Genomic DNA, 23,569 nt, shown 5'->3' on the forward strand with positions numbered 1-23,569 from the left:
GTTATCCCATTTAATGAACAGTGCACCCCTAGGTTTACCAGTCTGGTTAGGTTAAAATGCGCGGTTGCAAATACTGTTAATCACCGCCCCTTTTAGTGGAAGATCAATTAAAGCGGCCAAATAAAGAAAGTTGAAAACTCATGTTTGAAGTTAATCCAGTAAAATTCAAAATTAAGGAGCTTGCCGAGCGCACGGAGCTTCTTAGGGGGTATCTTTGACTACGATGCCAAAAATGAGCGTCTAGAAGAAGTTACCCGTGAGCTTGAAAGTTCAGAAGTGTGGAACGACCCAGAGCGCGCCCAAGCCTTAGGCAAAGAGCGCGCTAGCCTAGAAGCTGTGGTCAAAACCATAGACGATATGGACTCAGGTCTTGAAGATGTTGAAGGCTTACTCGAGCTGGCTATTGAAGAGGAAGACGAAGATACCTTCAATGAAACCAGTAAAGAGCTGGATTATCTCGAAAGCCGCCTTGCCGATCTTGAATTCCGTCGTATGTTCTCCGGCCCGCAAGATGCGTCAAACTGTTATTTAGACATTCAGTCTGGTAGTGGTGGTACCGAAGCCCAAGATTGGGCCAACATGGTGCTGCGTATGTACCTACGTTGGGGCGAAGCCCATGGCTTTAGCCCTGAGTTGATGGAAGTGACCGATGGTGACGTGGCCGGTATTAAAGGCGCGACCATTAAGTTTACTGGCGAATATGCGTTCGGTTGGTTACGCACTGAGACTGGCGTGCACCGTTTAGTACGTAAGTCGCCATTCGATTCATCGGGTCGTCGTCATACGTCATTCTGCTCTGTGTTCGTTTATCCAGAAATCGATGACGATATCACGATTGATATCAACCCATCGGATCTGCGTATTGACACTTATCGCGCATCGGGCGCGGGTGGTCAGCACGTTAACAAAACGGAATCGGCGATTCGTATTACCCACTTACCGACGAATACCGTCGTGCAGTGCCAGAACGACCGTTCACAGCATAAAAATAAAGATGCTGCGATGAAGCAGCTGAAAGCAAAACTGTTTGAGTTAGAAATGCTCAAGCAAAATGCCGACAAACAGGCCGCAGAAGACGCTAAGTCTGATATCGGCTGGGGCAGTCAAATTCGCTCTTATGTATTAGACGATGCCCGCATTAAAGACTTACGCACAGGCGTTGAAACCCGCAATACTCAAGCGGTACTCGATGGCGATCTGGATAAGTTTATCGAAGCCAGTTTGAAATCTGGGCTGTAATTAATTCAAGGTATAGACGAGAAATAAGATGACTGAACAAGTAATTGATGAGAACAAACTGATCGCCGAGCGCCGTGCCAAGCTAGAAAGCATCCGCCCAAACTGTAGTGCTAATGCGCATCCAAATACCTTCCGTCGCACCCATAAAGCGGCTGAACTGCAAGCACAGTATGGTCAAAACACTAAAGAAGAACTCGAAGCCTTAGGTTTTAAGACCAGCATTGCTGGCCGCATCATGGCAAAACGTGGTCCTTTCTTAGTGATCCAAGACGTGTCTGGCCGTATTCAAGCTTACGCTGAAAAAAGCGTACAAGCTGATTTGAAAGAGCGTTTTCAAGGTCTGGATATCGGTGACATCATAGGTGTAACTGGTCAGCTGCATTTGTCTGGTAAAGGCGACTTATACGTCAACATGGAACAGTACGAGTTACTGACCAAGGCGCTGCGTCCATTGCCTGCGGACTATTATGGTCTAGCCGATCAAGAAATGCGTTACCGTCAACGTTACGTGGATCTCATCGTTAACGAAGATTCGCGCAATGCCTTCATCATGCGTTCTAAAGTGGTTTCTGCAATTCGTAACTTCATGATCAAAAAAGAGTTCATGGAAGTTGAAACCCCTATGATGCACGTGATCCCTGGTGGTGCTTCGGCCCGTCCTTTCATCACTCATCACAACGCCTTAGACATGCCAATGTACCTGCGTATCGCACCAGAATTATATCTGAAGCGTTTAGTGGTAGGTGGTTTTGAGCGTGTGTTTGAAATCAACCGTAACTTCCGTAACGAAGGTCTGTCGCCACGTCATAACCCAGAATTCACTATGATGGAATTCTATATGGCTTATGCTGACTACAAAGATCTGATGGACCTTACCGAAGAAATGCTCAGCTCGATTGCTATCGAACTGCTTGGCAGTGCGCAAATGCCCTACGGTGAGCACACAGTCGATTTCGGTGGCCCATACGCACGTTTAAGCATGTTAGAAGCGATTCAGAAGTACAATCCTGATAACGCCACTATCCAAGCTATGACCTATGAGCAAGTGAAAGATGTTGAATTCATGCGCGATTTAGCGAAAAGCTTAGGCATGAAGATTGAGAAGTTCTGGACCTGTGGTCAGCTGCTTGAAGAAATCTTCGGTGAAACTGCTGAATGGCAATTGATGCAACCGACGTTCATCACTGGCTACCCAGCGGATATTTCACCATTGGCACGTCGTAATGATGACAACCATTTCATCACTGACCGTTTCGAATTCTTCATCGGTGGCCGAGAAGTGGCTAACGGCTTTAGCGAGCTGAACGATGCTGAAGATCAAGACAACCGCTTTAAAGCACAGGTTGACGCCAAAGATGCAGGTGACGATGAAGCTATGTTCTACGATGCAGACTATATCACTGCACTGGAACACGGTTTGCCACCCACGGCAGGTCAAGGTATTGGTATCGACCGTTTAGTGATGTTGTTCACTAACACTCATACTATCCGTGACGTGATCCTGTTCCCTGCCATGCGCCCACAGGCGTAATGCAGTCGAACAAGGTATTTCGTTGTACATTTTGTTGTATTAGTTTAGCCACTCGACTTTTAGTAAGTCTCAATAGGTTAAGTTTACAGTGATTGATTTAGGTATGACCTGAGCATCGCTACGATGAAATACCCCCTAAAAAACCAGCCATTTGGCTGGTTTTTTGTTTTCTAAAATAGCTAAAAATAATGAGTGATAAAGTCGAACCATTAGTAACCTAAAAATGGGCTAGATGAGCATCATCAAGTGGCACGTTAGCTTTAGGTTGTGGCTATCGATCGTAGTGTAGATTGCGGGTTTAGTTTGTGAGTGTAGATAGTGTCTTTAACTTGGGGTTGTATATTGGGATGTCACGAAACACTCGTCTATGCTGCTAGCATCTCGCCGCCAGTCACATGCGATATTGTCTGTGTTCATTTCATTTTCGATAGCGATGGTTTGCAGGAATACCTAGGGCAAAGAGTTCAAGAAGAGGCAATTGGGATACATCAAAATAGTTGGTTGTATTACTGAGTGCATAAATACTTCATAGGGATTATTTTTAAACGCGTTTGTTCATCTATACCCACTCGTACGGCTGTTTCAGATAATCAACCCGACATTAGTCTAATAGTGTGTTGCTTGACCTCAGTCGCTAACTCAATGAAACTCTCCATTAAATCACCTCCTACTAAAGTATGGATAATTAAATAATGTTAATTTTCTTTATTTGTATCGCACTCTTAGTGCTTGCATACAAGTTCTATAGTCCCTTTGTTGAGCGGCAAGCTGGTATAGATCCTAAAGCGATAACACCACAGGCGAGATTCGAAGATGGCGTCGATTACGTTCCGGTTCATCCGGCTAAAGCGTTTCTGATCCAGTTCCTCAATGTCGCGGGTGTGGGGCCGATATTTGGCCCGATCCTCGGTGCACTTTACGGCCCAATAGCCTTAGTGTGGATTGTACTGGGGAATATTATTGGCGGCGCAGTACATGATTATTTTTCTGGCGTGCTCAGTATTAAAGAAGACGGTAAGAGTCTGCCAGAGATTGCGGGCCACTACTTTAATATTTACTTTAAAGGCGTGATGTTGCTGTTTACGGCTATGCTGCTGTTTTTTGTGGGCGTGGTCTTCATCATGAGCCCCGCAGGTTTGCTGAGTAATCTCGATTATTTTAAAGACACCATCTTTGGCAATAATACCTTCTGGGTGTTAGTGATTTTAGTCTATTACTTTTTAGCGACTATGCTGCCGATTGATAAAATCATCACTAAATTATATCCCGCATTTGGTTTGTTGATGATAGTCATGACAGTTTCTATCGCTGTTGCTCTAATGATCAATGCGCCGCAGTTACCTGAAATGGGGGATGTGTTTGCCTATTTCGACCACAGTCATTACAACAACGAGTTACTTGAGCCAAATCCAGACGGCTTACCAGTATGGCCACTGTTATTTGTGACTATTACCTGTGGTGCGATTAGCGGTTTCCATTCAACTCAAGCGCCCATCATGGCCCGTTGCTTGACGAATGAGAAGTATGTTCGCCCTGTGTATTATGGCGCTATGGTTGCTGAAGGTATCGTTGCTTGTGTATGGGCAACGGCGGGTATTGCAGCTTTCCCTGGCGGTTATGTAGAGCTTAAGAGTTTGCTCGACCAAGGTGGCCCAGGTTTAGTAGTTAATCAAGTGGCAACTACGTATTTAGGTGTTGCGGGCGGTATTATGGCGATTGTGGCCGTGGCTATCTTCCCTATCACCTCTGGCGATACCGCATTTCGTTCGCTGCGTTTGACGATTATCGATGCCTTCCATATTCCGCAAAGTATGCGTAATCGCTTATTAGTTGCAGTGCCTATTCTGACCATTGCGTACTTTATGACGAAGATCGATTTCTCTTTGATTTGGCGTTACTTTGCTTTCTCAAATATGCTGCTATCAACCAGTGTATTGTGGTTAGCAACTAAGTACTTGTTCGATCGCGGGACCTTCCATTGGATTGTTAGCTTACCAGCGATTGGCGGCACCAGCGTTACTGTGTCTTATATTATGACTGCGGGTATTGGCTTAGGCTTACCGCAACCTTTGAGCCAGCCAGTGGGTATTGCTGTCGGAGTTATCTGTTTAGTTGCGCTGATCATTGCGCACAATAGACGCAAACCTGTGGCAGAAGCTAAATAGTTAGTTATCCCATAGTTTTACCCAATAAAAAACAAGGGCTGCATTTTGCAGCCCTTGTTTTTTATGATTGGTATCATTCTACTATCCTTTAATGGCTTATTTTAGAAAGGTAATTTTTGCTGAATATTTTTTAATGAGCGGATTCATCGCGTTTCATCTAGAGGTAAGGTAAGGTCGTTAGACTGGTTTTTATTTCTCTATTGAAACGATTAGTCTGTGGTAGAGAGCGTTAAGCAGTACAAACTTGCGGCAAAAGTCATTTAGATTTTATTTACTTGAATATTTTTTGCGAACAGAAGGAGAGCACGTTATGTCTGAGAACAAATGTCCTATGCACCATTCTGCTGGTGGCACCTCGAATCGAGATTGGTGGCCTAAACAGCTCCGGCTCGATATTCTGCACCAACACTCTTCCTTATCTAATCCTTTGGGTGATGACTTCAATTATGCTGAAGCCTTTAAATCCCTCAATTTAGCTGCTGTAAAGCAAGATCTCCTCGCATTAATGACGGATTCACAGGACTGGTGGCCAGCAGATTTTGGCCACTATGGGCCGCTATTTATTCGTATGGCATGGCACAGTGCCGGCACCTATCGTACCGGTGATGGACGTGGCGGAGCGGGGAGTGGTAATCAACGTTTCGCACCGTTAAACAGCTGGCCAGATAACGTAAACCTCGATAAAGCACGCCGGCTCCTTTGGCCGATTAAACAAAAATATGGCAATAAAATCTCTTGGGCCGATTTGATGATCCTCACGGGTAATGTCGCGCTGGAATCTATGGGATTCAAAACCTTAGGTTTCGCTGGTGGGCGAGTCGATATTTGGGAACCCGAAGCTGATATTTACTGGGGTGCGGAAAATAAATGGTTAGACGATAAGCGTTACTCGGGAGAGCGAGATCTTGAAGATCCCCTCGCCGCAGTCCAAATGGGGTTGATTTATGTTAATCCTGAGGGACCCAATGGCGACCCAGATCCTTTCGCTGCCGCTGTAGATATCCGCGAAACCTTTGCCCGCATGGCGATGAATGATGAAGAAACCGTAGCCTTGATTGCTGGTGGTCATACTTTTGGTAAAACCCATGGTGCAGGTGACGCAGCATTAGTCGGACCTGAGCCAGAAGCCGCAGGTATTGAGCAGCAAGGCCTAGGCTGGCAGAGTCGCTATAAAAGCGGTAAAGGTGGCGATACTATTTCCAGTGGCCTCGAAGTGACTTGGACTTCAACACCAACCCAATGGAGTAACAATTTTTTTGAAAATCTATTCGGATATGAATGGGAACTGACTAAGAGCCCAGCGGGTGCCCATCAGTGGATACCTAAAAATGGCGCGGGTAAAGGGGTGATCCCCGATGCGCATGATGCCTCAAAACGTCATGTGCCAACCATGTTGACTACCGACCTTGCACTGATCTTCGATCCTGATTACGAGAAAATATCACGTCGATTCTTTGAAAATCCCGATGAGTTTGCCGATGTATTTGCAAAAGCTTGGTACAAGCTGACACACAGAGATATGGGGCCATGCACACGCTATTTGGGTCCTGAAGTGCCTGCAGAAACGTTTCTTTGGCAAGACCCCATTCCTGCGGTTGATCATCCCCTGGTTAATGAGCAGGATGTTACTGATCTCAAACTGAAGATTATTGGCTCTGGATTAACGATTTCAGAAGTCGTTGCCACTGCTTGGGCCTCGGCGTCTACCTATCGGGGTTCCGATATGCGCGGTGGTGCGAACGGTGCGCGAATTCGACTCGCGCCGCAAAAAGATTGGCCAGTGAATCAGCCTGAGCAACTTGCTAAGGTGCTCAAAGTGCTTGAGAGTATTCAGTCTGAGTTCAACAACAGCGGTAAGAAAATCTCCCTTGCTGACTTGATTGTGCTAGCAGGCTGTGTCGGTATTGATCAAGCGGCTAGAAATGCAGGGGTTGAAGTGACGATTCCATTTACGCCGGGTCGTATGGATGCCACGCAAGCACAAACTGATGTGGAATCTTTTGCGGTACTTGAACCTGTCGCAGATGGCTTTAGAAATTATCATCCCACTCCGTTTTCTGTTTCGGCGGAGGAGTTATTGGTTGATAGGGCACAATTGCTGACCTTAACTGCGCCGGAAATGACAGTGCTTATTGGCGGTTTGCGGGTGTTAGATACTAACTCTGATCAGTCAAAAACGGGTGTCTTGACTGCGCGTCCTGAGTTTTTGACCAATGACTTTTTTGTTAACTTGCTCGATATGGGGACGACGTGGAAACCCACTTCCAAAGCGGAGGATATGTTTGTGGGTATTGATCGCGTCAGCGGCCAGCAAAAGTGGACTGCAAGTCGTGTTGATTTGATCTTTGGCTCTAATTCGCAGCTGCGTGCACTCGCAGAAGTGTACGCGAGCAGTGATGCACAGCTGCGATTTATCGATGATTTTATCGACGCTTGGACTAAGGTGATGAACTTAGATAGATTCGATCTTCGCTGAGCTTATATTTATTAGTCTTTTTAGTGGTATATGGATCCAATTTAGGCGCCGCTGGGGTTAATGCGGACCGAGCGTTTAAGTGGATTTTCAGTTAAATGATCGCCTAATCCAAAGTGGTTAAGCGGTCATTTTTATTCATGTGCTTTGACGCTCATCAATTTAGGTGGAATATGAATATTCAGCAAATGTCGGGTTTAGCCATTTTACAGGCAATGGCAAGGGGGGAATTACCCGCACCTTCTATCTCTCTCACTATGCCAATGTCGCTGGTTCAAGCCGACGAAGGAACGGTGACATTCCATGCGACTGCCGATGATAAGCACCTCAACCCATTGGGCGGTGTTCATGGTGGTTTTGCCGCGACTGTATTGGATTCGGTTACCGGTTGCGCCGTGCATACATTGCTTGAAGCGGGTGTCGGTTACGGCACTATCGATTTGAATATTAAAATGATTCGACCTGTGCCTAAACATCAAGTGTTAGTGGCTGAGGGCAAGGTGATCAATTTATCTAAGTCTTTAGGTATTTCGGAAGGTACGCTAAAAACGCAGGATGGAAAACTGCTCGCCACTGCTACGGCGACTTGTATGATTTTAAGGCCATAAACCGATTTTGCGGGCTGGCGATATTATCTCTTCGAGTTAACATGCTGAGCAGATAATTAACCTATGCCGAAGGTGCACTTTATCTTCAGGTATTAAGCCGACGGCCTTCTTGCTGGCAGTGAAGTTTTTATGGGCGTGAATTCAGTAAATAACGGAATTTTTTAATCATATTTTCATAAATAGGCCTCAAGATTGAAAATAGCTAGCATGCCATATTCCATTCGACAGAAAGTATGCTAGATTCTGGCGAATTGTTGCTGATCGCTGTATTGTTACCTCTGTCATCAACAGTTCTCCACAGGGCCATCGCTGCAATTGAGTCAGATTTGCAGGGAAGTGTCAGGAAGTTACACCAATTCAGAGTCTGCTTATGCAACCCAATTTATTTCCCGAACAAAGAAACGTTTATCAAGAATCGAGGGTGACACTACCCTCGATTGAAGCCCAATCTTCCTCTCGTCGCGGCCGTTTGCAGCGTATGGTTGGCGGCGTATTGTTAACCTGTAGCGTATTGCTGAGTCTTTCAGCATGTGCGGCAGGTAAGCAGGCGTCACCACAAGAAGGTGAAGAGTTTAGTTACGCTTGGCTAAAGGGTTATGCCCGTACTATGGCGGCACAACCCTATGAGAGTCATAAAGGCGAATTACCTAAAAGCCTTCAGGGCATGAGTTGGGATGATTACCAACAATTCCACTTCAAGAAGAAAGCCGCACTATGGCGTGATCAAGATTCGGAGTTTCGTGCCGAACTGTTCCATCTTGGGCTGTTTTTTGATACCCCTATCCATATTTATGAGCTAAATGAGGGTAAGGCTAAGTTAATCGAATATTCACCTTCAATGTTCGATTACGGCAAGTCAAAGGTCAAAGGTAGTCAGTTGCCTAAGGATCTTGGTTTTGCGGGTTTCCGTATGCAATTTAATACCGATTGGCAGCGTGACATTGTTGCCTTCCTTGGCGCTAGTTATTTCCGCGCAGTGGGTCAAGAAATGCAATACGGTTTGTCGGCTCGCGGCTTAGCGGTTGATACTGCACTGCCAAAACCCGAAGAGTTTCCAATGTTCACCAATTTCTGGTTAGAAAAACCTAAGCCAGGATCGAATATCACCACTGTGTATGCCTTGCTAGACTCTCCGAGTGTCACGGGTGCTTATCGTTTTGATATCGAACCGGGTGAACGTTTAAAAATGAAGGTGGATGTGGCTGTTTATCCACGTAAAGCGATTGAACGTTTAGGCGTTGCGCCACTGACAAGTATGTTTATGGTGGGTGAGAACGATCGCCGCACCGGTTATGACTGGCGTCCAGAAATCCATGATACCGATGGTTTAGCCATGCACACTGGCAATGGTGAATGGATTTGGCGTCCGCTAGGTAATCCTGAAAACCTGCGATTCAACGCCTATAGCGATGAAAATCCAAAAGGTTTTGGTTTACTGCAACGTGATCGTAACTTCGATCATTATCAGGACGACGGCGTATTTTATGATAAACGCCCAAGCCTATGGATTGAACCAACCAGCAGTTGGGGTAAAGGTTCCGTGCAGTTGGTTGAAATTCCAACACTGGATGAAACCTTTGATAATATAGTGGCTTTCTGGAATCCTGCTGAGCCGATTGTTCCTGGTCAAGAGCTGCTATACAGCTACAACATGTACTGGGGTGGCATTCCACCGGTTCAATCACCCCGTGCTCGGGTTGTTGATACCTTCACCGGGATTGGCGGCGTAGTTGGCCAGAAACGCAAATACTACAGTAAGCGTTTTGTGGTGGATTTCGCGGGCGGAACTTTACCTATGATAGGTAAAGACACTCAAGTTAAAGCCGTGATCACAGCATCTGAAGGTAAAGTGGAAATTGAATCAGCCCGTCCTTTAGCCTCGATTAATGGTTACCGCGCTATGTTTGACGTAGTGCCACCCGGAGACGGGACTGAGCCGATTAACCTGAGAGTCTATTTGGAGGTCGATGGTCAGCCATTGTCTGAGACTTGGATGTATCAGTGGAATCCGCCTGCAAAGGATGATCGTGAATTGCACAATGCAGGTCATCTGCAATAAGCGATTCGTGAGTCATTAATCTAAAACGCCAGCTAAGTTAGCTGGCGTTTTTGTTTTGGCTTAGCCCGCAGAATCCTGCAGCTTCAGGTTGTTTGGGTATATACGGCTTGATAGGTTAGGACTAGATTATCTAAAAAATGCCCCAGCAACTGATTCATCCTAGCCGTTGATTGCCCCAGTATGAACTCAGGGCTTTGAATATATGGCATTTTCGGTGTGCTAGAAAAAGCATTTTCTTGAGCAATTAATGGCGCTAATTGGCTACTGATAAATTCAAGATGGCATTGAAATCCAAAAACTAAATTTGTGTAACGTACAATTTGCCGCGGGCAAGCTTCACTTGTGGCGAGCACTTCGCAATCGGGAGTGAGGCCAGGCATATCGTTATGCCAGTGGCCAACCACTTCAGTTGTCGAAAATGTCATAAGGTTAACATCACTTTTTCCTGCCGCAGTCAGTTCAATGGGGAAGTAACCAATCTCGGTATGCGGGCTCTTTTGATAACGGGCACCTAATGCCTCTCCGATTAACTGTGCCCCAAGACAAACCCCCACAACGGCTTTATTTTTTTGGATAGCTTGTCTGATAAACCTTTGTTCTGCTTGGCTATCAAAATATTGACAATCGTTTTGGCATGTCGCGGGAGACTGAGGGCCACCGAGGATAATTAATAGATCAAAACCATCACTATTGTCGGGTAAAGCTTCATCTAGATAGATTCTGCTAAAGCTCATACTGTAGTTTTTGCTTGCAGCCCAATCGCTAAAATAGCCTGGACCTTCATAGCTTTCATGGATAATGCAATGAATGCGCATCGAGTTTTCCTGTGTCTTTTATGGGATAACGCTATGCTACAATCCTTTTTATTTGGCTGAATAACGTTATATGGACAAGTAATGATGCTAAGTCGCCAACTCGATTCGATTAACGCCATTATTGAGCAAGCGCCTAATATGCCTTCTTTTGTCAAAACGATTGAGATGCAGAAGGGTTATGTGGATGTTTTACACCAGCACTGTTGGCATCAGCTTATTTTTCCGCTTCAAGGCCTGTTACAGACAGAGGCAAATGAGGCACTTTTTTTGGTCCCCCATACCACAGCGCTTTTTGTGCCTGCAGGTGTCATGCATGAGTCTGTTGCGATCACAGATACCTGCTTTATTGGTGTCTATTTGAATCCTATGTATGGTCGAGATTATGGTGCCATCGTTAAGCCCGTCGCCATGAGTGCTTTTATAAGGGAGTTAGTGCTAACGCTCAGAAAACAATGTGCTTTTAATACCCCAACGAATGTTGATCCAATGGTTCAGGCGCCAATACTGCGTTTGCTTGAGGTGTTATATGATCAAATTAATAGTGCGGAAGGACAGACTTTCAAGTTACTGATACCGCAAGATAGGCGCCTAAAATTGATTTTTGAGCATTTAACCCAAACGCCAGCTTTAGATTTCTCTTTAGTGAAATGGGGTGAGATGGTTGGGGCATCGGAACGAACATTGTCGAGGCTATTTGTGAGGGAGTTTGGTTCTTCATTCGTATTATGGCGTCAACATTTACGGCTGATCTATTCGCTGTCGTTATTGGCCACTGACCTATCAATACAGAATGTGGCCCACCAAATTGGTTATCAAAATGATTCATCCTATATCAAAGCCTTCAAGGAGCGTTTTGGGATGACGCCACAGCGATTTCGGTTAGGCGATCATGGGATATAACCCTGTTACGACGTATGGTCATGAACACTATTTCTAGTTGGCTTATTTAATATTGAATCAATATATTGCACCTTTTTGCGGCACAAATATTCATTTGGCCGAATAAAATCAAGCCAGTTGTAATTGCAAGCATGCTACTGAGTTATTGGGGGCTAATTCACTTTTTGACAATCTAAACAATTTTTCACTGTAAAAGACCCCAAACTTGGGCGTAACCTGTGGGCGTTCTCGCCATGGGTAAGTATTTTATGTTTGAAATGTTCACAACGTTAGGCTTTGCGTGGTCGGTGGGTTTAGTCCTTGCCGTACTTTTTGTACTGGCATACGAATTTATTAATGGCTTCCATGACACGGCAAATGCGGTGGCGACGGTGATCTATACCAAGGCAATGCCGGCAAATCTGGCGGTCGTTACCTCCGCACTATTTAATTTTGCGGGTGTGCTGTTAGGGGGGTTAGGGGTGGCCTATGCGATAGTGCATTTATTACCTGTAGACTCCTTGCTCGGTATGGACTCAATCCAAGGCTTGCTGATGGTGTTTTCCCTGCTATTTTCGGCAATTATCTGGAACTTAGGCACTTGGTATTTTGGTATTCCGGCATCGAGTTCCCATACCTTGATTGGTTCGATAATGGGCGTGGGTGGCGCGTTCGCTTGGATAAATCATCAGCCTATCTTGCAGGGCATTAATGTCTCTAAAGCAACGCAGATTATGCTGTCCTTGATTATTTCGCCGACCTTAGGGTTTGTGATGGCAGGGATTTTTTTGCTCATCATGAAATACGTTTGGCAGAAACATAAAATTCACCGTACCCCCGATGAGCAGATGCAGATTAATGGTAAAAAACACCCTCCATTTTGGGCAAGGGCGAGTTTAATTATCTCCGCTATGGGGGTGAGTTTCGCCCATGGTTCTAACGATGGACAGAAGGGGATAGGTTTAGTGATGCTAGTGCTGATTTGTATGGCACCGGCTTATTTTGCCTTGGACATGGGCAGTCAACCCTATGATTTAGAAAGAACTCAAGATGCTAATCGTCGCATTATGGCGATTTATGACCGTAACCAAGCCGTTATCGCGGATGTTATCGACTTTAAAGCCTTAGTCAACGTTCCCGAATATATGCTGGCCCATTGCTCATCTGCCAATGTATTACCGGCGATGTCGTTGCTTGACCGTCGCTTAGCAAAAGTCTCAACTTACAAAGATATGGATGTAGAAGAGCGACGCGAGGTGCGACGTTTATTGTTGTGCATTGATGATACTGCTCGCCAAGTGGCTAAATTGGATCTTCCTGCTAAGGATTTAAGTTCATTGGCTAAATGGCGAAAAGATCTCACTAGAACTACTGAGTATGCGCCCATTTGGGTGATTATTGCCATTGCGACTGCGCTGGGTTGCGGCACGTTGGTGGGGTGGCGGCGGATTGTATATACCGTGGGGGAAAAAATTGGTTCATCGAGTATGACTTACAGCCAAGGCATTGCCGCGCAGGTCACCGCTGCCGTCTCTATTGGGATTGCCAGTATGACGGGGATGCCGGTATCGACGACTCATATTTTGTCTTCCGCTGTTGCGGGTACTATGGTGGCTAATCGTTCAGGGCTTCAGATCCAAACTATTAAGCAAATCATGCTCGCTTGGCTGCTGACACTACCTATTACTATGTTGCTCTCCGCGAGTGTGTTTATCCTTGCCAATGCACTTTGGGGTTAGCCAAGAATACTCAAGTTGAATGCTCACATAGCCAAGCCTTGAGGGCTTGGCTTTTCGGTTCAGTGCCGTTTCCCGCGATAATTACCTAAGCCATCTTGTTAGAGTTGAGCCTTCAACACCAACAAGGACATAAGATGGCTGAGCAATCTAGAATACTTTTCAAAGCACTACATCAACAATCAGAGCCGCTGATATTAACTAACGTTTGGGATGCCGCCAGTGCGGCCATCATCCAAGCATCGGGCGCCCGTGCGATTGCGACCAGTAGCGCGGCATTGGCTTGGTCGCTCGGTTATCCCGATGGCCAAGCGTTACCTAAAGTGGCTTTATTGGACGTAGTGAACAATATCCTACGGCTGAGCCGAGTGCCCGTGACGATAGATATTGAATCTGGTTATAGCCAAGATCCCGATGAGGTTGCTGCTTTTGTTGCGAAGCTCGCTGAGCTTGGCGTAGCAGGAATTAATATTGAGGATGGCAGTGCAAGTGTTGCTGAGATGGTGGCAAAAATTAAAGCTATTCGCGCCCATCATCCTCGTTGCCAAGGATTATTTATTAATGCGCGAACTGATGTGTATTTACTGGGTTTAGCCAGTGGTGAGGCCGCTGTTGTTATGACTATCGATAGGTTAACTCAATATCAGGCTGCGGGTGCGGATGGTGGCTTTATCCCTGGCGCGAATCAGGTCGAGACCGCTAAGCGCTTGTCTGCCGCTGTGGATATGCCACTGAATTTTATGCTATTGAATGAGCAGATGGATATCGGCGAGTTATTTGCCGCAGGTGTGCAGCGTTTTTCCACTGGCCCAGCTTCATTTTTACAGGCCTATAGCACTTTGCTTAATCCAATTTTGTTAAATTCAATTAAGGCAAAACCGTTTCAGCGAGAGTCAAATGATGCGGTTATTGCCGTTGATAAGGATTCAATACCTAAAGCCATTTCCCTTGGTTTTGAGCAAATGAATAACTTATTTATCCCGAGTTAAAGCTGTTTTTCATCTATACCCAAGCTACCTGAAGATACGAGTTTCAGAGCGCCCAGGGTGCTTTAATTCAAGGCGCATTAATGACAGAATGTCGGCCACCTTTTGAATTGATGCAACACGGAAGTGGAGTGCCCTGGGCGCTCCGTCCCGGCGGGTTTTAACGCACTTTATGCTGCGTTGGTTATTTTTAACTTAGCCCGCTAGGCCTGCAAATAACCGCCTTGCCTAAAGTGCGTTAAATTCCCGCTGAATCCTGCATCTTCAGGTTGTTTGGGTATATACCCACGGCGAGTTTGCCGTGGGTTTCTTCTTACGTCCGTTTTACTTAGCGCCCGTTTTACCAAGAAAGTCCCATCTGCGTGCTTGTCTCCTCAGGTTTCTTATCAAGCAGGCGTAGCTCGGCGAGTTGAATGTGCGCTGCAATTTGGCTGCGCAATTTTTGATAGAGACGGATGGCTAGTTCAGGCGCGGCTTCATTGTCGGGAGTATGGATAAACAGATAGGGTTCTCGACCTTCTGCGAGCCACAGCGGGAGTTGGGTGAGCCAATTATCAAAAAAGGCATCGTTATCCTTAGGTAAAGCAGTAACGCCTTGCTGTGCGAGTTGTGTTACGGCATCGTCTGGTTGGCCGATAAAGCGCACCACTGGATTATTGGCGGTGGCAATCGCATGCACTGGCACTCGAGGTTTTTTCTTGTGAGCGTCGATAATCGCGACATTGCAGGGCGGCAGTGCAAACAAGGGCCTGCTGTCCATGATGATGCGATTCACTTTTTTATCGATGAGTAATCGATTAAGCGCACGCTCGGCATCTCCCTTAGCAAAAAACGCAGCATGCCTGACTTCGACGCCATAGGTTAACCCTTGGGGGATTTGATCTAGAAATTGCGCTAACGCAGGCAAGTTTTCTGGGCCGAAATGGGCGGGCAGTTGAATTTTCCAGCTCCCTGTTTTATCGATTAATGGTGTCATTATCTGGAAAAAATCTTTCAATTCTTGGCCGCAGTGTTGCAATAATCTTTGGTGAGTGATGGTTTGCGGTAGTTTGAAGGTAAAACGAAAGCTATCGGGCGTGGCACTGTGCCAATTCATTACCGTTTGCTGTGCAGGCGTTGCGTAGAAGCTGGTGTTCCCTTCGACAGTATTGAATATTGTCGCGTAACGGGCGAGTCGCTCCGCTTGTTTAGTTCCGTGACCATACACACTTTCTTGCCAATTCGAGTGCGACCACATGGCAAGCCCAAGGCGAAAATGGTTGGGTTGATGTAACGGAGAGCACAATTGGTCCAAAAATAAATTCCTTTAATGCGATTTGCGCGTACCAAAGCTGCGCCCTGATGTTGACCAACACTTTAGGGCATTGTGCCGATATCTGTCGTCCAGAGTCAAATAGTGCCACCGATGGCCTTAAGTATTGTGTTTGATTTTGTTTGAATTTAACTCTGTAAAAGTCGGACTTAACTTAGCCAACTCTGGAATGACATTGAAAATTAACCTACTCTAATAGTGCGTTATTATTATTTTTATGCTTATGATCAAACTTAGGACTTAGCCAAAGACGGACGTTTATTGGAGAATTACGTGAATAATGATGGCTATACTTCCTTAAGCAATTTTATCGACCTTCTCTTGGATGCTATTTGTGTCGTCGATAAAACGGGGAGGTTTGAATTTGTGAGTGCTGGGGCAGAACGTATTTTTGGCTATACCCCAGAAGAAATGATGGGTATGCAGATGCTAGATCTTGTCATTCCAGAGGATAGAGAGCGCACTCTCGCAACGGCCAATGAAATTATGGCAGGTCGCTTTAAAGTCGATTTTGAAAACCGTTATGTGCGTAAAGATGGTGTTATCGTCGATATTCTTTGGTCTGCACGTTGGTCCGATGCTTATCAACAACGTGTCGCAGTCGCTAGAGATATTTCTAAGAGCAAAAATGCCGAACGTAGACAAGCAGCCTTATATGAGATTTCAGAGGCTGTGCATGTCGCTGAGGACTTGCTAGCCCTATATCGTAGAATTCATGAAATTATTGCTAAATTATTGCCTGCAGCAAACTTTGCTATTGCATTGTACGATCAAGATTTAAATGAATTAAGTTTTCCTTATAAAGCCGCTACTGGCAAGGATTCACTTATCGATATTGCAAGTTTCAGTGTGTTCACTGACCAAGTGATCCGCAGTGCTGAGTCTTTACTCCTGTGTCCCGTGACCTTAACTGATTATCCCCAAGCGATTCGTGAAGATTTGGGTAATGGCTGTTTAAGTTGGCTGGGTGTGCCGCTGAAGCTACAGAAAGGTGTTATCGGCGCTTTGATTATGCATAGCTTGCCCACTTCGGCTTCATATACACACCAAGACCGTGAGTTATTGGAGTTTGTTTCTACGCAAATAGCTTTTGCGATTGAGCGTCGACAAATGCTCGCGCGATTAGAGCATATTGCACTTTATGATCAGTTAACCTTGTTACCCAATCGTGAGCTTTTTTACGATAGATTTCAAAAGGCGCTATCTCGAGCCCATAGGGAATCAAGTTATTTCTCTTTGCTTTATTTAGACTTAGATAAATTTAAGTGGGTTAACGATACTTTTGGTCATAGCGTGGGCGATTTATTACTGCAAGTGACGGCACAGCGAATAGTCAGTTGTGTGAGGGGCTCAGATACCGTTGCGCGTTTTGGGGGGGATGAGTTTGTCATCTTACTTGAACGAGTCGATTCAGCACATAATACCCTGCTGGCCGCGCAAAAAATATTGCAAGTATTCGAGCAACCCTTCGAGCTTGCCGAACAGCAGATCCATATTCTGCCGAGTATCGGTATTGCTCTGTATCCAGAGCACGGTGAAGATGAAAAACAACTTATTTCCTGTGCCGATACTGCTATGTATAAAGCTAAAAAGAATGGCGGAAATCGAATTGAAATGGGTTACCAAGGATTAAGAAACTTACATGCTGAGCTTCGGCCTGAGGCCAATATTCCTGAAAATAAAGCGATGAAGATCATTTAAGCTTGCTTTAGGTAAGCCATTGTAAGTCTTTGAAGAAATAATATGTAAAGAAATGCCCGCAAATGTCACTGACACTTGCGGGCATTATTGTATGGAACTGTTGATGTAATCTTTATATAAAATAAGGCTTTTGATTACAGTTTGAAGCGATTAACTTCCTGCTGCAATGATGCGGCTAAATGGGCGAGCTCTTGAGCTTGGACCATAGACGTTTGTGCCTCAATCGAGAGATTCTCTGACACTTCACGAATCGACTCTGTATTACGGTTGATTTCGCTGGTGACTGAGGTTTGCTCCTCGGCTGCTGTGGCAATTTGGCTCGCCATATCTGAAATATCATTAATGGCTTTGCTGATTTGCAACAGACTTTCGCTGGCTGAATTAGCATCGGCCACACTGGTTTCTGCCATTTCATGACTTTGAGTCATAGACTTAACGGCTTTGCCTGCGGTTTGTTGTAGGGTTTCGATCATCGCTTGAATTTCTTGTGTCGATGAATGCGTACGTTGTGACAGTACACGCACCTCATCAGCAACTACAGCGAAGCCACGACCTTGTTCTCCTGCACGTGCCGCCTCAATGGCTGCATTGAGTGCAAGTAAGTTGGTTTGCTCTGCGATGCCACTAATGGTCAACAAAATGCTGTTGATCTTTTGTGAGTGCTCGTTCAGTTCACCGATAATTCGCCCTGCAGTTTCGACTTCACTGGCTAAATTACGGATAGATTGCTGGCTTTGCATTACCTGTTTATGGCCATGGTTTGAAAGTCCGACCGCATTTTGAGCTGTCTGAGCTGTATGCTCAGCATTACTGGCAATTTCCTCGGTGGCGCTGGCCATTTCGGTCACCGCAGTGGCAACCATAGTCACTTCATCTTGCTGTACTTCAATGCGCTGGCTGTTATCCGTTGCCGACGCACTACTTCCTTTGGCTTGATATTCCAATTGACCCGCAATCTTGTGCATGCGGGAAATCATACCGTGTAGACGTTCTACAAAGCGGTTAAACCCCGAAGCTAACATACCAATTTCATCGTGACTGTTGGCAGTATGAATGCGCACAGTGAGATCGCCATCGCCTTCGGCAATATCATTGAGTGCTTGGGCAACGCGTTCGAGATCTTTGAATTGAATTTTAAAGATGGCGATTAAAATCAAACCAAACAGCACCAATAGTGCAACACCTACGGCAGACATCCACCAAGCAAGATCGGTTGCCTGTGACATGATTTCTTGCTTATCCATTACGAAAATCAGCGCCCAGTCTGTTGAGGGTATTGCCGCAACATAGACTAACTTAGTGGCACCATCGAGGTTTCGCTCTTCCATCGTATTGGCATTAGTGCGCTGTGATAACCAGCTATTACTAAAATCACTATCAATTTTAGTGAGTTGTTGAGTATTTAGCTGGCTATTGGGATGACTAATAATGAGCCCTGCATTATCGACCATCAGAGTATAACCTTCGCCCGGCACTACGAGGCGCTGCACCGCATCGGTTAGCTGATCTATGGTTAAGTTCGCTGCGGCAACGCCTATCAATCGGCCAGAACTCATTACAGGTTCGGCAATGGTCACGACTTGTTTTTTCAGTGTGGCGCTGACGTAGGGCGCCGTCATGATCATTTTACCGGCAGCTTTAGCGTCCATATACCAAGGGCGAACGCGGGGATCATAATTCGCGGTATTTAGCGACGGATCTTGGCGATACATGTTGCCTTGTTCGTCGCCATAGTAAGTGAGGGCAAAGTCAACCGCAGTATGCGCTTGCAGCAAATGAGGGGTAACGTTTGTACTCGGATCGGCTTCAACGACTTGTTTTAGGCTGGTAATGGCCATTTTTCTGTCTTGCATCCACTGACCTATGCCGGATGAAAAGGTAATCGCTAGTTGGTCAATTTCATGTTGAGTGTTTTCTAACGCATTATTTCTAATGAAATAACTAGAGATACTTACGAGTACAGCAATAGTGATCAGTACAGCGGAAAGACTGCTGAACAGCAGCCGTGTTTTGAGTGTCGATCGCATAATCTATATCCTTTATATTCCGTTAGCTCTCTAACGTTGTTTTAGTATAGCGGCAGTACGGGGCAAAACATTAAATCATTGAAGAATTATAGTAATAAATTTAGAAGTGACGCCCATAATTTATGAATTTAATAATTACATGATTTTTATATCAATAACGATTGCGTCAGCGGTTGTTTATTTGATGAGCTGATGGAACTTAGTAGACTAAACTGAAGAGATGAATAATATTTTACAGGTGATAAATAACATTGGTTATCGTCAGTAAGCCGTTAAAACACATAAGCTCAAGCTAACAATTTAATTAAATATGTCACTGGTTGTGAGTGTGATTAATTCATTATTCAGAATGCTGGCTTGTTTATATCAAAGGTTAGTGAGCATAATTTCGCGCGGGTAGCATCTTGTGTGCTGGTTCAAGTTTAAGACTCATCTGTAACAGAACATAAAAAAGGGACTCCTAGGAGCCCCTTGTTAATTTTAAAATGACCTTAATATTAGTGAGTCATCTTATTTTTGATCAGCACACAACGCTGCTCTATTTGACGGGTTTCCAGTAGATTACGGCGGGTAAGGTTAGATAGCCCAGTTTGGCGATCAAGTACTTTGTCCAATGCCGCTATGCTAGTGTAATTACAATCGGTTGGGATGAGGAAATGGCTATAATTACGCATAAATACTGGCCCTTTTTTGTCCATATCCATTAAGCTCGCCAGACGCTCTTCCGCTGTAGCTGCGCTTAATAGTTTTTGCTCAGCAGGATAAAGATTTTGCATAATAATCCGCTGTTTGGAGAAAGGCAGGCTGTCTAGATGGACTTTACTTAACCAACGACGTTTTGCGGCCGCTTCAGGGCGGATCACTTGTGCCGCAAGTGCCGCTTTTTCACCAGAGTCTGAATTATCCTTGGTGGCCTCTTTGGTTAAGCGCTGCAGCGCGTTAGGAAAATCATAGCGATTAAGCTGGGTGATGATTGCCCATCGTAAATCTTGGTCTAAGGTTAATCCCTTTATTTTTGTTTCACCGTCAATGAGTTGTGCTAAATGACGCAGTGAATCTCTGTCGCTTGCTAAACTGACATACGCATTGAACCAGATCCGTTGGAAGTCATTATCGCCTTTATTTTCCATTGCTTTTCTCAGACTCATTTGGCTTAAGCCTTTAATTGCATTTTCAGCGTAGTTTTGCTGAATAGGGGCGATCTGCGCGAGATATTCCTTTGAGCGCAACATGCTATCGATGATCTGACCAACAATCGTGTAGTCCGTCTCAGCAGGCGCGTTAACAAACACTGTGCTTAGGTATTGATCTAAGCTCAATTTACCTTCGCGGACGCTGTCCCACAGACTTTGCCACAGCATAGATCGCAGTAGTGGATCGGAAATATTACTCAGTTGTTGTTTTGCGGTATTAAATGACTTGTCATCAAGCTCGACTTTCACAAAGCCCCAATCATCAAAGTTTGGATAGACTAGGTCTGGGCAGCGCTCACCAATCAGTTGTTTAACTTCAGTACGCTCGCCTTTGTAAGTCACTGGCACTGTAATGTCATTTCGCAGATCAAAGCGACCTTGGGTAAATAAAGCCACTTGGACTTTTTGTTCACGTAATGTGGGTAGCTCTGCGCTTGCAGGGAGCTGTCGTAGGCTAAATTCGCTGATTCGGTTGCCCTCACAACGATATTCCGCCTTGATGGTGTTAACGCCCGCGCTGTAGAGCCATTCTTGAGTCCATGCACTTAAATCGCGGCCAGCGGCTTTCCCTAGGCTATTGATAAAATCGTCTAACTCAGCGTTTTGATAACTGTATTGTTTTAAATAGTTACTGACGCCACGACGAAACACCATGTCGCCGAGTAAATGGCGTAATTGTTTCAGCGTTGATGCGCCTTTTTGGTAAGTGATAGCATCGATATTGTCGAAGGCGTTCTGAGTAGTTGCTACGGGTACTTCAATGGGGTGCGTGGTGACTAAGCTGTCTTGCTCATAGGCTTTTTGCTTGCCTTTAGCGTAGAAGGTACGCCAAGCATTGGTGAACTCTGTGGCTTCTTGAGTCGCAAGTGTGCCCATAAATGAAGCAAAACTTTCATTTAACCACAAGCCGTTCCACCATTTCATGGTGACGAGATCGCCAAACCACTGGTGCGCCATTTCGTGCATGATCACGCCCGCAAGATTTTGCTTTTGATCTGCTGTCATCGCCGCTTTATGAAGGAAGATATCTTCGGAAAAGGTCACTGCGCCTGCGTTTTCCATCGCGCCATAAAGGAAGTCTGGCACTAGAATTTGATCGTATTTCTTAAAGGGGTAAGGAATACCAAAGTAATTATCGAAAAAAGTTAACCCTTGTTTCGTATAGGTAAACCAATCTTGCTCCGTGACTTGATTTGCAACGGATTGACGGGCGAACAGGCGCATAGGATAGCGGCCTGAGTTGTCTTGCCACATGTGATAAGGGCCCGCGTGCATCGAAAAGTTATATGGGCTTAGCTTAGGTGTTTGTGGGAAAGTCCAACGATTGTAAGCACCTGCTGGGGTGATTTGGCTTTCACGCATTGAGCTAATGACTTGCCAGTCTTTGGGTGCTGTTACCGTAATTTGATAGTTAGCCTTGAGATCCGGTTGGTCGAATACTGCGAACATCTGCTGAGCTGCAGCGGGTTCAAAATGAGAGTAGAGGTAGACCTTGCCATCGATTGGATCTTTAAAACGGTGTAAACCTTCACCATTGGTGCTGTGGGCACGGCTAAATTGCACTTCAATGGTATTTTCACCTGAGGTGAGCAAACGCGTATTTAAGCTGATGTAAGCGCCATTGTAATTGGGGTATACGGCGGTACCGTTGATGATAAAGCGTTTTATCTGCGCCTTGTTTAAATCTAAGCTCAGTTGTTTTGGCACTTCACTTAATTGAAATGTCACTTTGGAGGTGGCGGAAAACTCGGCATCCCCTGTGAGCTGAAAATCCAAGTCATAGTGAATATCGGAGATGACCTGCGAGCGAAGCGCAGCCTGATATTGGCTAATATAAGCGCTAGCATCACGTGGACCCGTATTGAGTGTACTTTGGGTTGCACACGACATTAATGTGCCGCAGGTAAGGGCAACGAGACTGGCTTTAAACAAGTTCACAACTTAAATCCTTCAACGATTTGTTTTTTGCTTGGATGTTTGCATTCAATATCGTGTGTGTAGGTTTGCCTTTGTGGCAAATTATCCCTCGCGCCAGCGCCAATTTTGAGCATCATCATCGCAGTGTATTTTGGCCGAGTACACTACCTTATTTACCTTGGATTACCAATGTTAAAAATGTAAAAAAAAGCCAGCGTTAACGCTGGCTTCTTGAGATTACTGTTTGGCAGAATTAAGTGCCAATAGGACAATTACATGCCTAAGAAAGACTTAGACTTCATCTTACGGATTTCTTTTTCATCAGACCATTCGATAAGGCCTGTTTCTAAATCCATTAAACGCATTGTCATCTTATAGTAGACGTCTTTAGTGCTACCGTCTTGCTTCACTATGCTAGATAAATTGCCATATAACATGTATTGAGCGCCAATTTGACGACCAAACTTGATGGCGGTTGATGGGTCAACCATGCCAGTGTTGTTTTGGTAATCCAGTTGTTTACGGACTGAATCTACTTTAGTCATGTCGATAAAACGGAACTTGCCTGAGCGCAATAATTTGTTACTGATAGAGTCAGTGACAGACTCTGTGTCGATATGTTCTGAGGTTTTGTTTTTGATGCTATCAACAAATAAAATCGGGCGGTCATTGGCTGTTATTGCCACGATAGGAGGGAAAGTCATCATGCTATCCACCATCTTGGCTGCAATAGCTTGTAGATCCGTCGAGCCAAAGTTCTCATTGACGGTTTCAACTTCTGTGGCATCGCCATATTCGACTTTAGATTGACATGCAGCTAGACCCATAACGGCAGCCAGTACAAAAATCAGTTTAAATTGTTTCATAGTCAGTTCCATTTTGTGATTGTATAAACTTAATGACACACGTCTTATTCAAATACCACAAC

15 protein-coding genes are annotated in these 23,569 nt (G+C 45.1%); 10 read left to right on the top strand and 5 right to left on the bottom strand.

Annotation, left to right across the window (positions count from 1 at the left end; translation table 11 throughout):
- Nucleotides 1-140: 140 nt before the first annotated feature.
- The 6 genes from prfB to HUB64_RS15390 all read left to right on the top strand — a co-directional run bounded on the left by prfB (nucleotide 141) and on the right by HUB64_RS15390 (nucleotide 10,075).
- Nucleotides 141-1,239, top strand: a protein-coding gene (gene prfB / locus HUB64_RS15365; protein WP_168824900.1) for a peptide chain release factor 2 whose coding sequence is annotated in 2 segments (ribosomal slippage) — nucleotides 141-215 and nucleotides 217-1,239 — 1,098 coding nt in all. Because the reading frame shifts where the segments join, the coding sequence is not laid out codon by codon here.
- A gap of 28 nt (nucleotides 1,240-1,267) precedes the next feature.
- Nucleotides 1,268-2,770, top strand: coding sequence for a lysine--tRNA ligase (gene lysS, locus HUB64_RS15370; RefSeq protein ID WP_006080389.1), 1,503 nt, complete (start codon nucleotides 1,268-1,270; stop codon nucleotides 2,768-2,770).
- A 692-nt stretch (nucleotides 2,771-3,462) separates the two neighbouring features.
- Nucleotides 3,463-4,935, top strand: a complete 1,473-nt coding sequence (locus HUB64_RS15375) for a carbon starvation protein A (protein WP_173497338.1) — start codon at nucleotides 3,463-3,465, stop codon at nucleotides 4,933-4,935.
- A gap of 310 nt (nucleotides 4,936-5,245) precedes the next feature.
- A complete protein-coding gene (gene katG / locus HUB64_RS15380; protein WP_173497339.1) occupies nucleotides 5,246-7,411 on the top strand; it encodes a catalase/peroxidase HPI in 2,166 nt (721 codons plus the stop codon).
- A 170-nt stretch (nucleotides 7,412-7,581) separates the two neighbouring features.
- Nucleotides 7,582-8,016 (top strand): PaaI family thioesterase, encoded by a 435-nt coding sequence (locus HUB64_RS15385; RefSeq protein ID WP_028761608.1) that lies wholly within the window; start codon nucleotides 7,582-7,584, stop codon nucleotides 8,014-8,016.
- 370 nt (nucleotides 8,017-8,386) lie between these two features.
- A complete protein-coding gene (locus tag HUB64_RS15390; RefSeq protein ID WP_131524680.1) occupies nucleotides 8,387-10,075 on the top strand; it encodes a glucan biosynthesis protein in 1,689 nt (562 codons plus the stop codon).
- An 83-nt stretch (nucleotides 10,076-10,158) separates the two neighbouring features.
- Here HUB64_RS15390 and HUB64_RS15395 read toward each other — a convergent pair whose 3' ends face one another.
- On the bottom strand, nucleotides 10,159-10,890 hold the full coding sequence (locus HUB64_RS15395; protein WP_173497340.1) for a type 1 glutamine amidotransferase: 732 nt from the start codon (nucleotides 10,888-10,890) through the stop codon (nucleotides 10,159-10,161).
- An 84-nt stretch (nucleotides 10,891-10,974) separates the two neighbouring features.
- On the opposite strand from HUB64_RS15395, the gene HUB64_RS15400 reads away from it, so the two are divergent.
- The 3 genes from HUB64_RS15400 (at nucleotide 10,975) to HUB64_RS15410 (ending at nucleotide 14,494) form a co-directional block, all read left to right on the top strand.
- Nucleotides 10,975-11,790 (top strand): AraC family transcriptional regulator, encoded by an 816-nt coding sequence (locus HUB64_RS15400; RefSeq protein ID WP_173497928.1) that lies wholly within the window; start codon nucleotides 10,975-10,977, stop codon nucleotides 11,788-11,790.
- A gap of 248 nt (nucleotides 11,791-12,038) precedes the next feature.
- Complete coding sequence (locus HUB64_RS15405; RefSeq protein ID WP_105252986.1) at nucleotides 12,039-13,508, top strand: inorganic phosphate transporter; 1,470 nt, start codon at nucleotides 12,039-12,041, stop codon at nucleotides 13,506-13,508.
- A gap of 134 nt (nucleotides 13,509-13,642) precedes the next feature.
- Entirely contained in the window at nucleotides 13,643-14,494 is an 852-nt protein-coding gene (locus HUB64_RS15410) for an isocitrate lyase/phosphoenolpyruvate mutase family protein (protein WP_173497341.1), read from the top strand.
- A gap of 337 nt (nucleotides 14,495-14,831) precedes the next feature.
- On the opposite strand, the gene HUB64_RS15415 is transcribed toward HUB64_RS15410, so the two are convergent.
- Nucleotides 14,832-15,785 (bottom strand): DUF72 domain-containing protein, encoded by a 954-nt coding sequence (locus HUB64_RS15415; protein WP_173497342.1) that lies wholly within the window; start codon nucleotides 15,783-15,785, stop codon nucleotides 14,832-14,834.
- 291 nt (nucleotides 15,786-16,076) lie between these two features.
- Between HUB64_RS15415 and HUB64_RS15420 the strand changes: the two genes are divergently transcribed.
- Nucleotides 16,077-17,504 (top strand): GGDEF domain-containing protein, encoded by a 1,428-nt coding sequence (locus HUB64_RS15420; protein ID WP_173497343.1) that lies wholly within the window; start codon nucleotides 16,077-16,079, stop codon nucleotides 17,502-17,504.
- A 134-nt stretch (nucleotides 17,505-17,638) separates the two neighbouring features.
- Here HUB64_RS15420 and HUB64_RS15425 read toward each other — a convergent pair whose 3' ends face one another.
- The 3 genes from HUB64_RS15425 to lpoB all read right to left on the bottom strand — a co-directional run bounded on the left by HUB64_RS15425 (nucleotide 17,639) and on the right by lpoB (nucleotide 23,507).
- Nucleotides 17,639-19,531, bottom strand: a complete 1,893-nt coding sequence (locus HUB64_RS15425; RefSeq protein ID WP_173497344.1) for a methyl-accepting chemotaxis protein — start codon at nucleotides 19,529-19,531, stop codon at nucleotides 17,639-17,641.
- A 497-nt stretch (nucleotides 19,532-20,028) separates the two neighbouring features.
- The gene (gene pepN, locus HUB64_RS15430) at nucleotides 20,029-22,662 is read right to left on the bottom strand and encodes an aminopeptidase N (RefSeq protein ID WP_173497345.1); all 2,634 of its coding nucleotides are present in this window, start codon (nucleotides 22,660-22,662) and stop codon (nucleotides 20,029-20,031) included.
- A 251-nt stretch (nucleotides 22,663-22,913) separates the two neighbouring features.
- Nucleotides 22,914-23,507, bottom strand: coding sequence for a penicillin-binding protein activator LpoB (gene lpoB / locus HUB64_RS15435; RefSeq protein ID WP_173246506.1), 594 nt, complete (start codon nucleotides 23,505-23,507; stop codon nucleotides 22,914-22,916).
- Between the last annotated feature and the right edge of the window lie 62 nt (nucleotides 23,508-23,569).

The sequence above is a fragment of the Shewanella sp. ISTPL2 genome, assembly GCF_013283205.1.
Classification (GTDB): Bacteria; Pseudomonadota; Gammaproteobacteria; order Enterobacterales; family Shewanellaceae; genus Shewanella; species Shewanella oncorhynchi.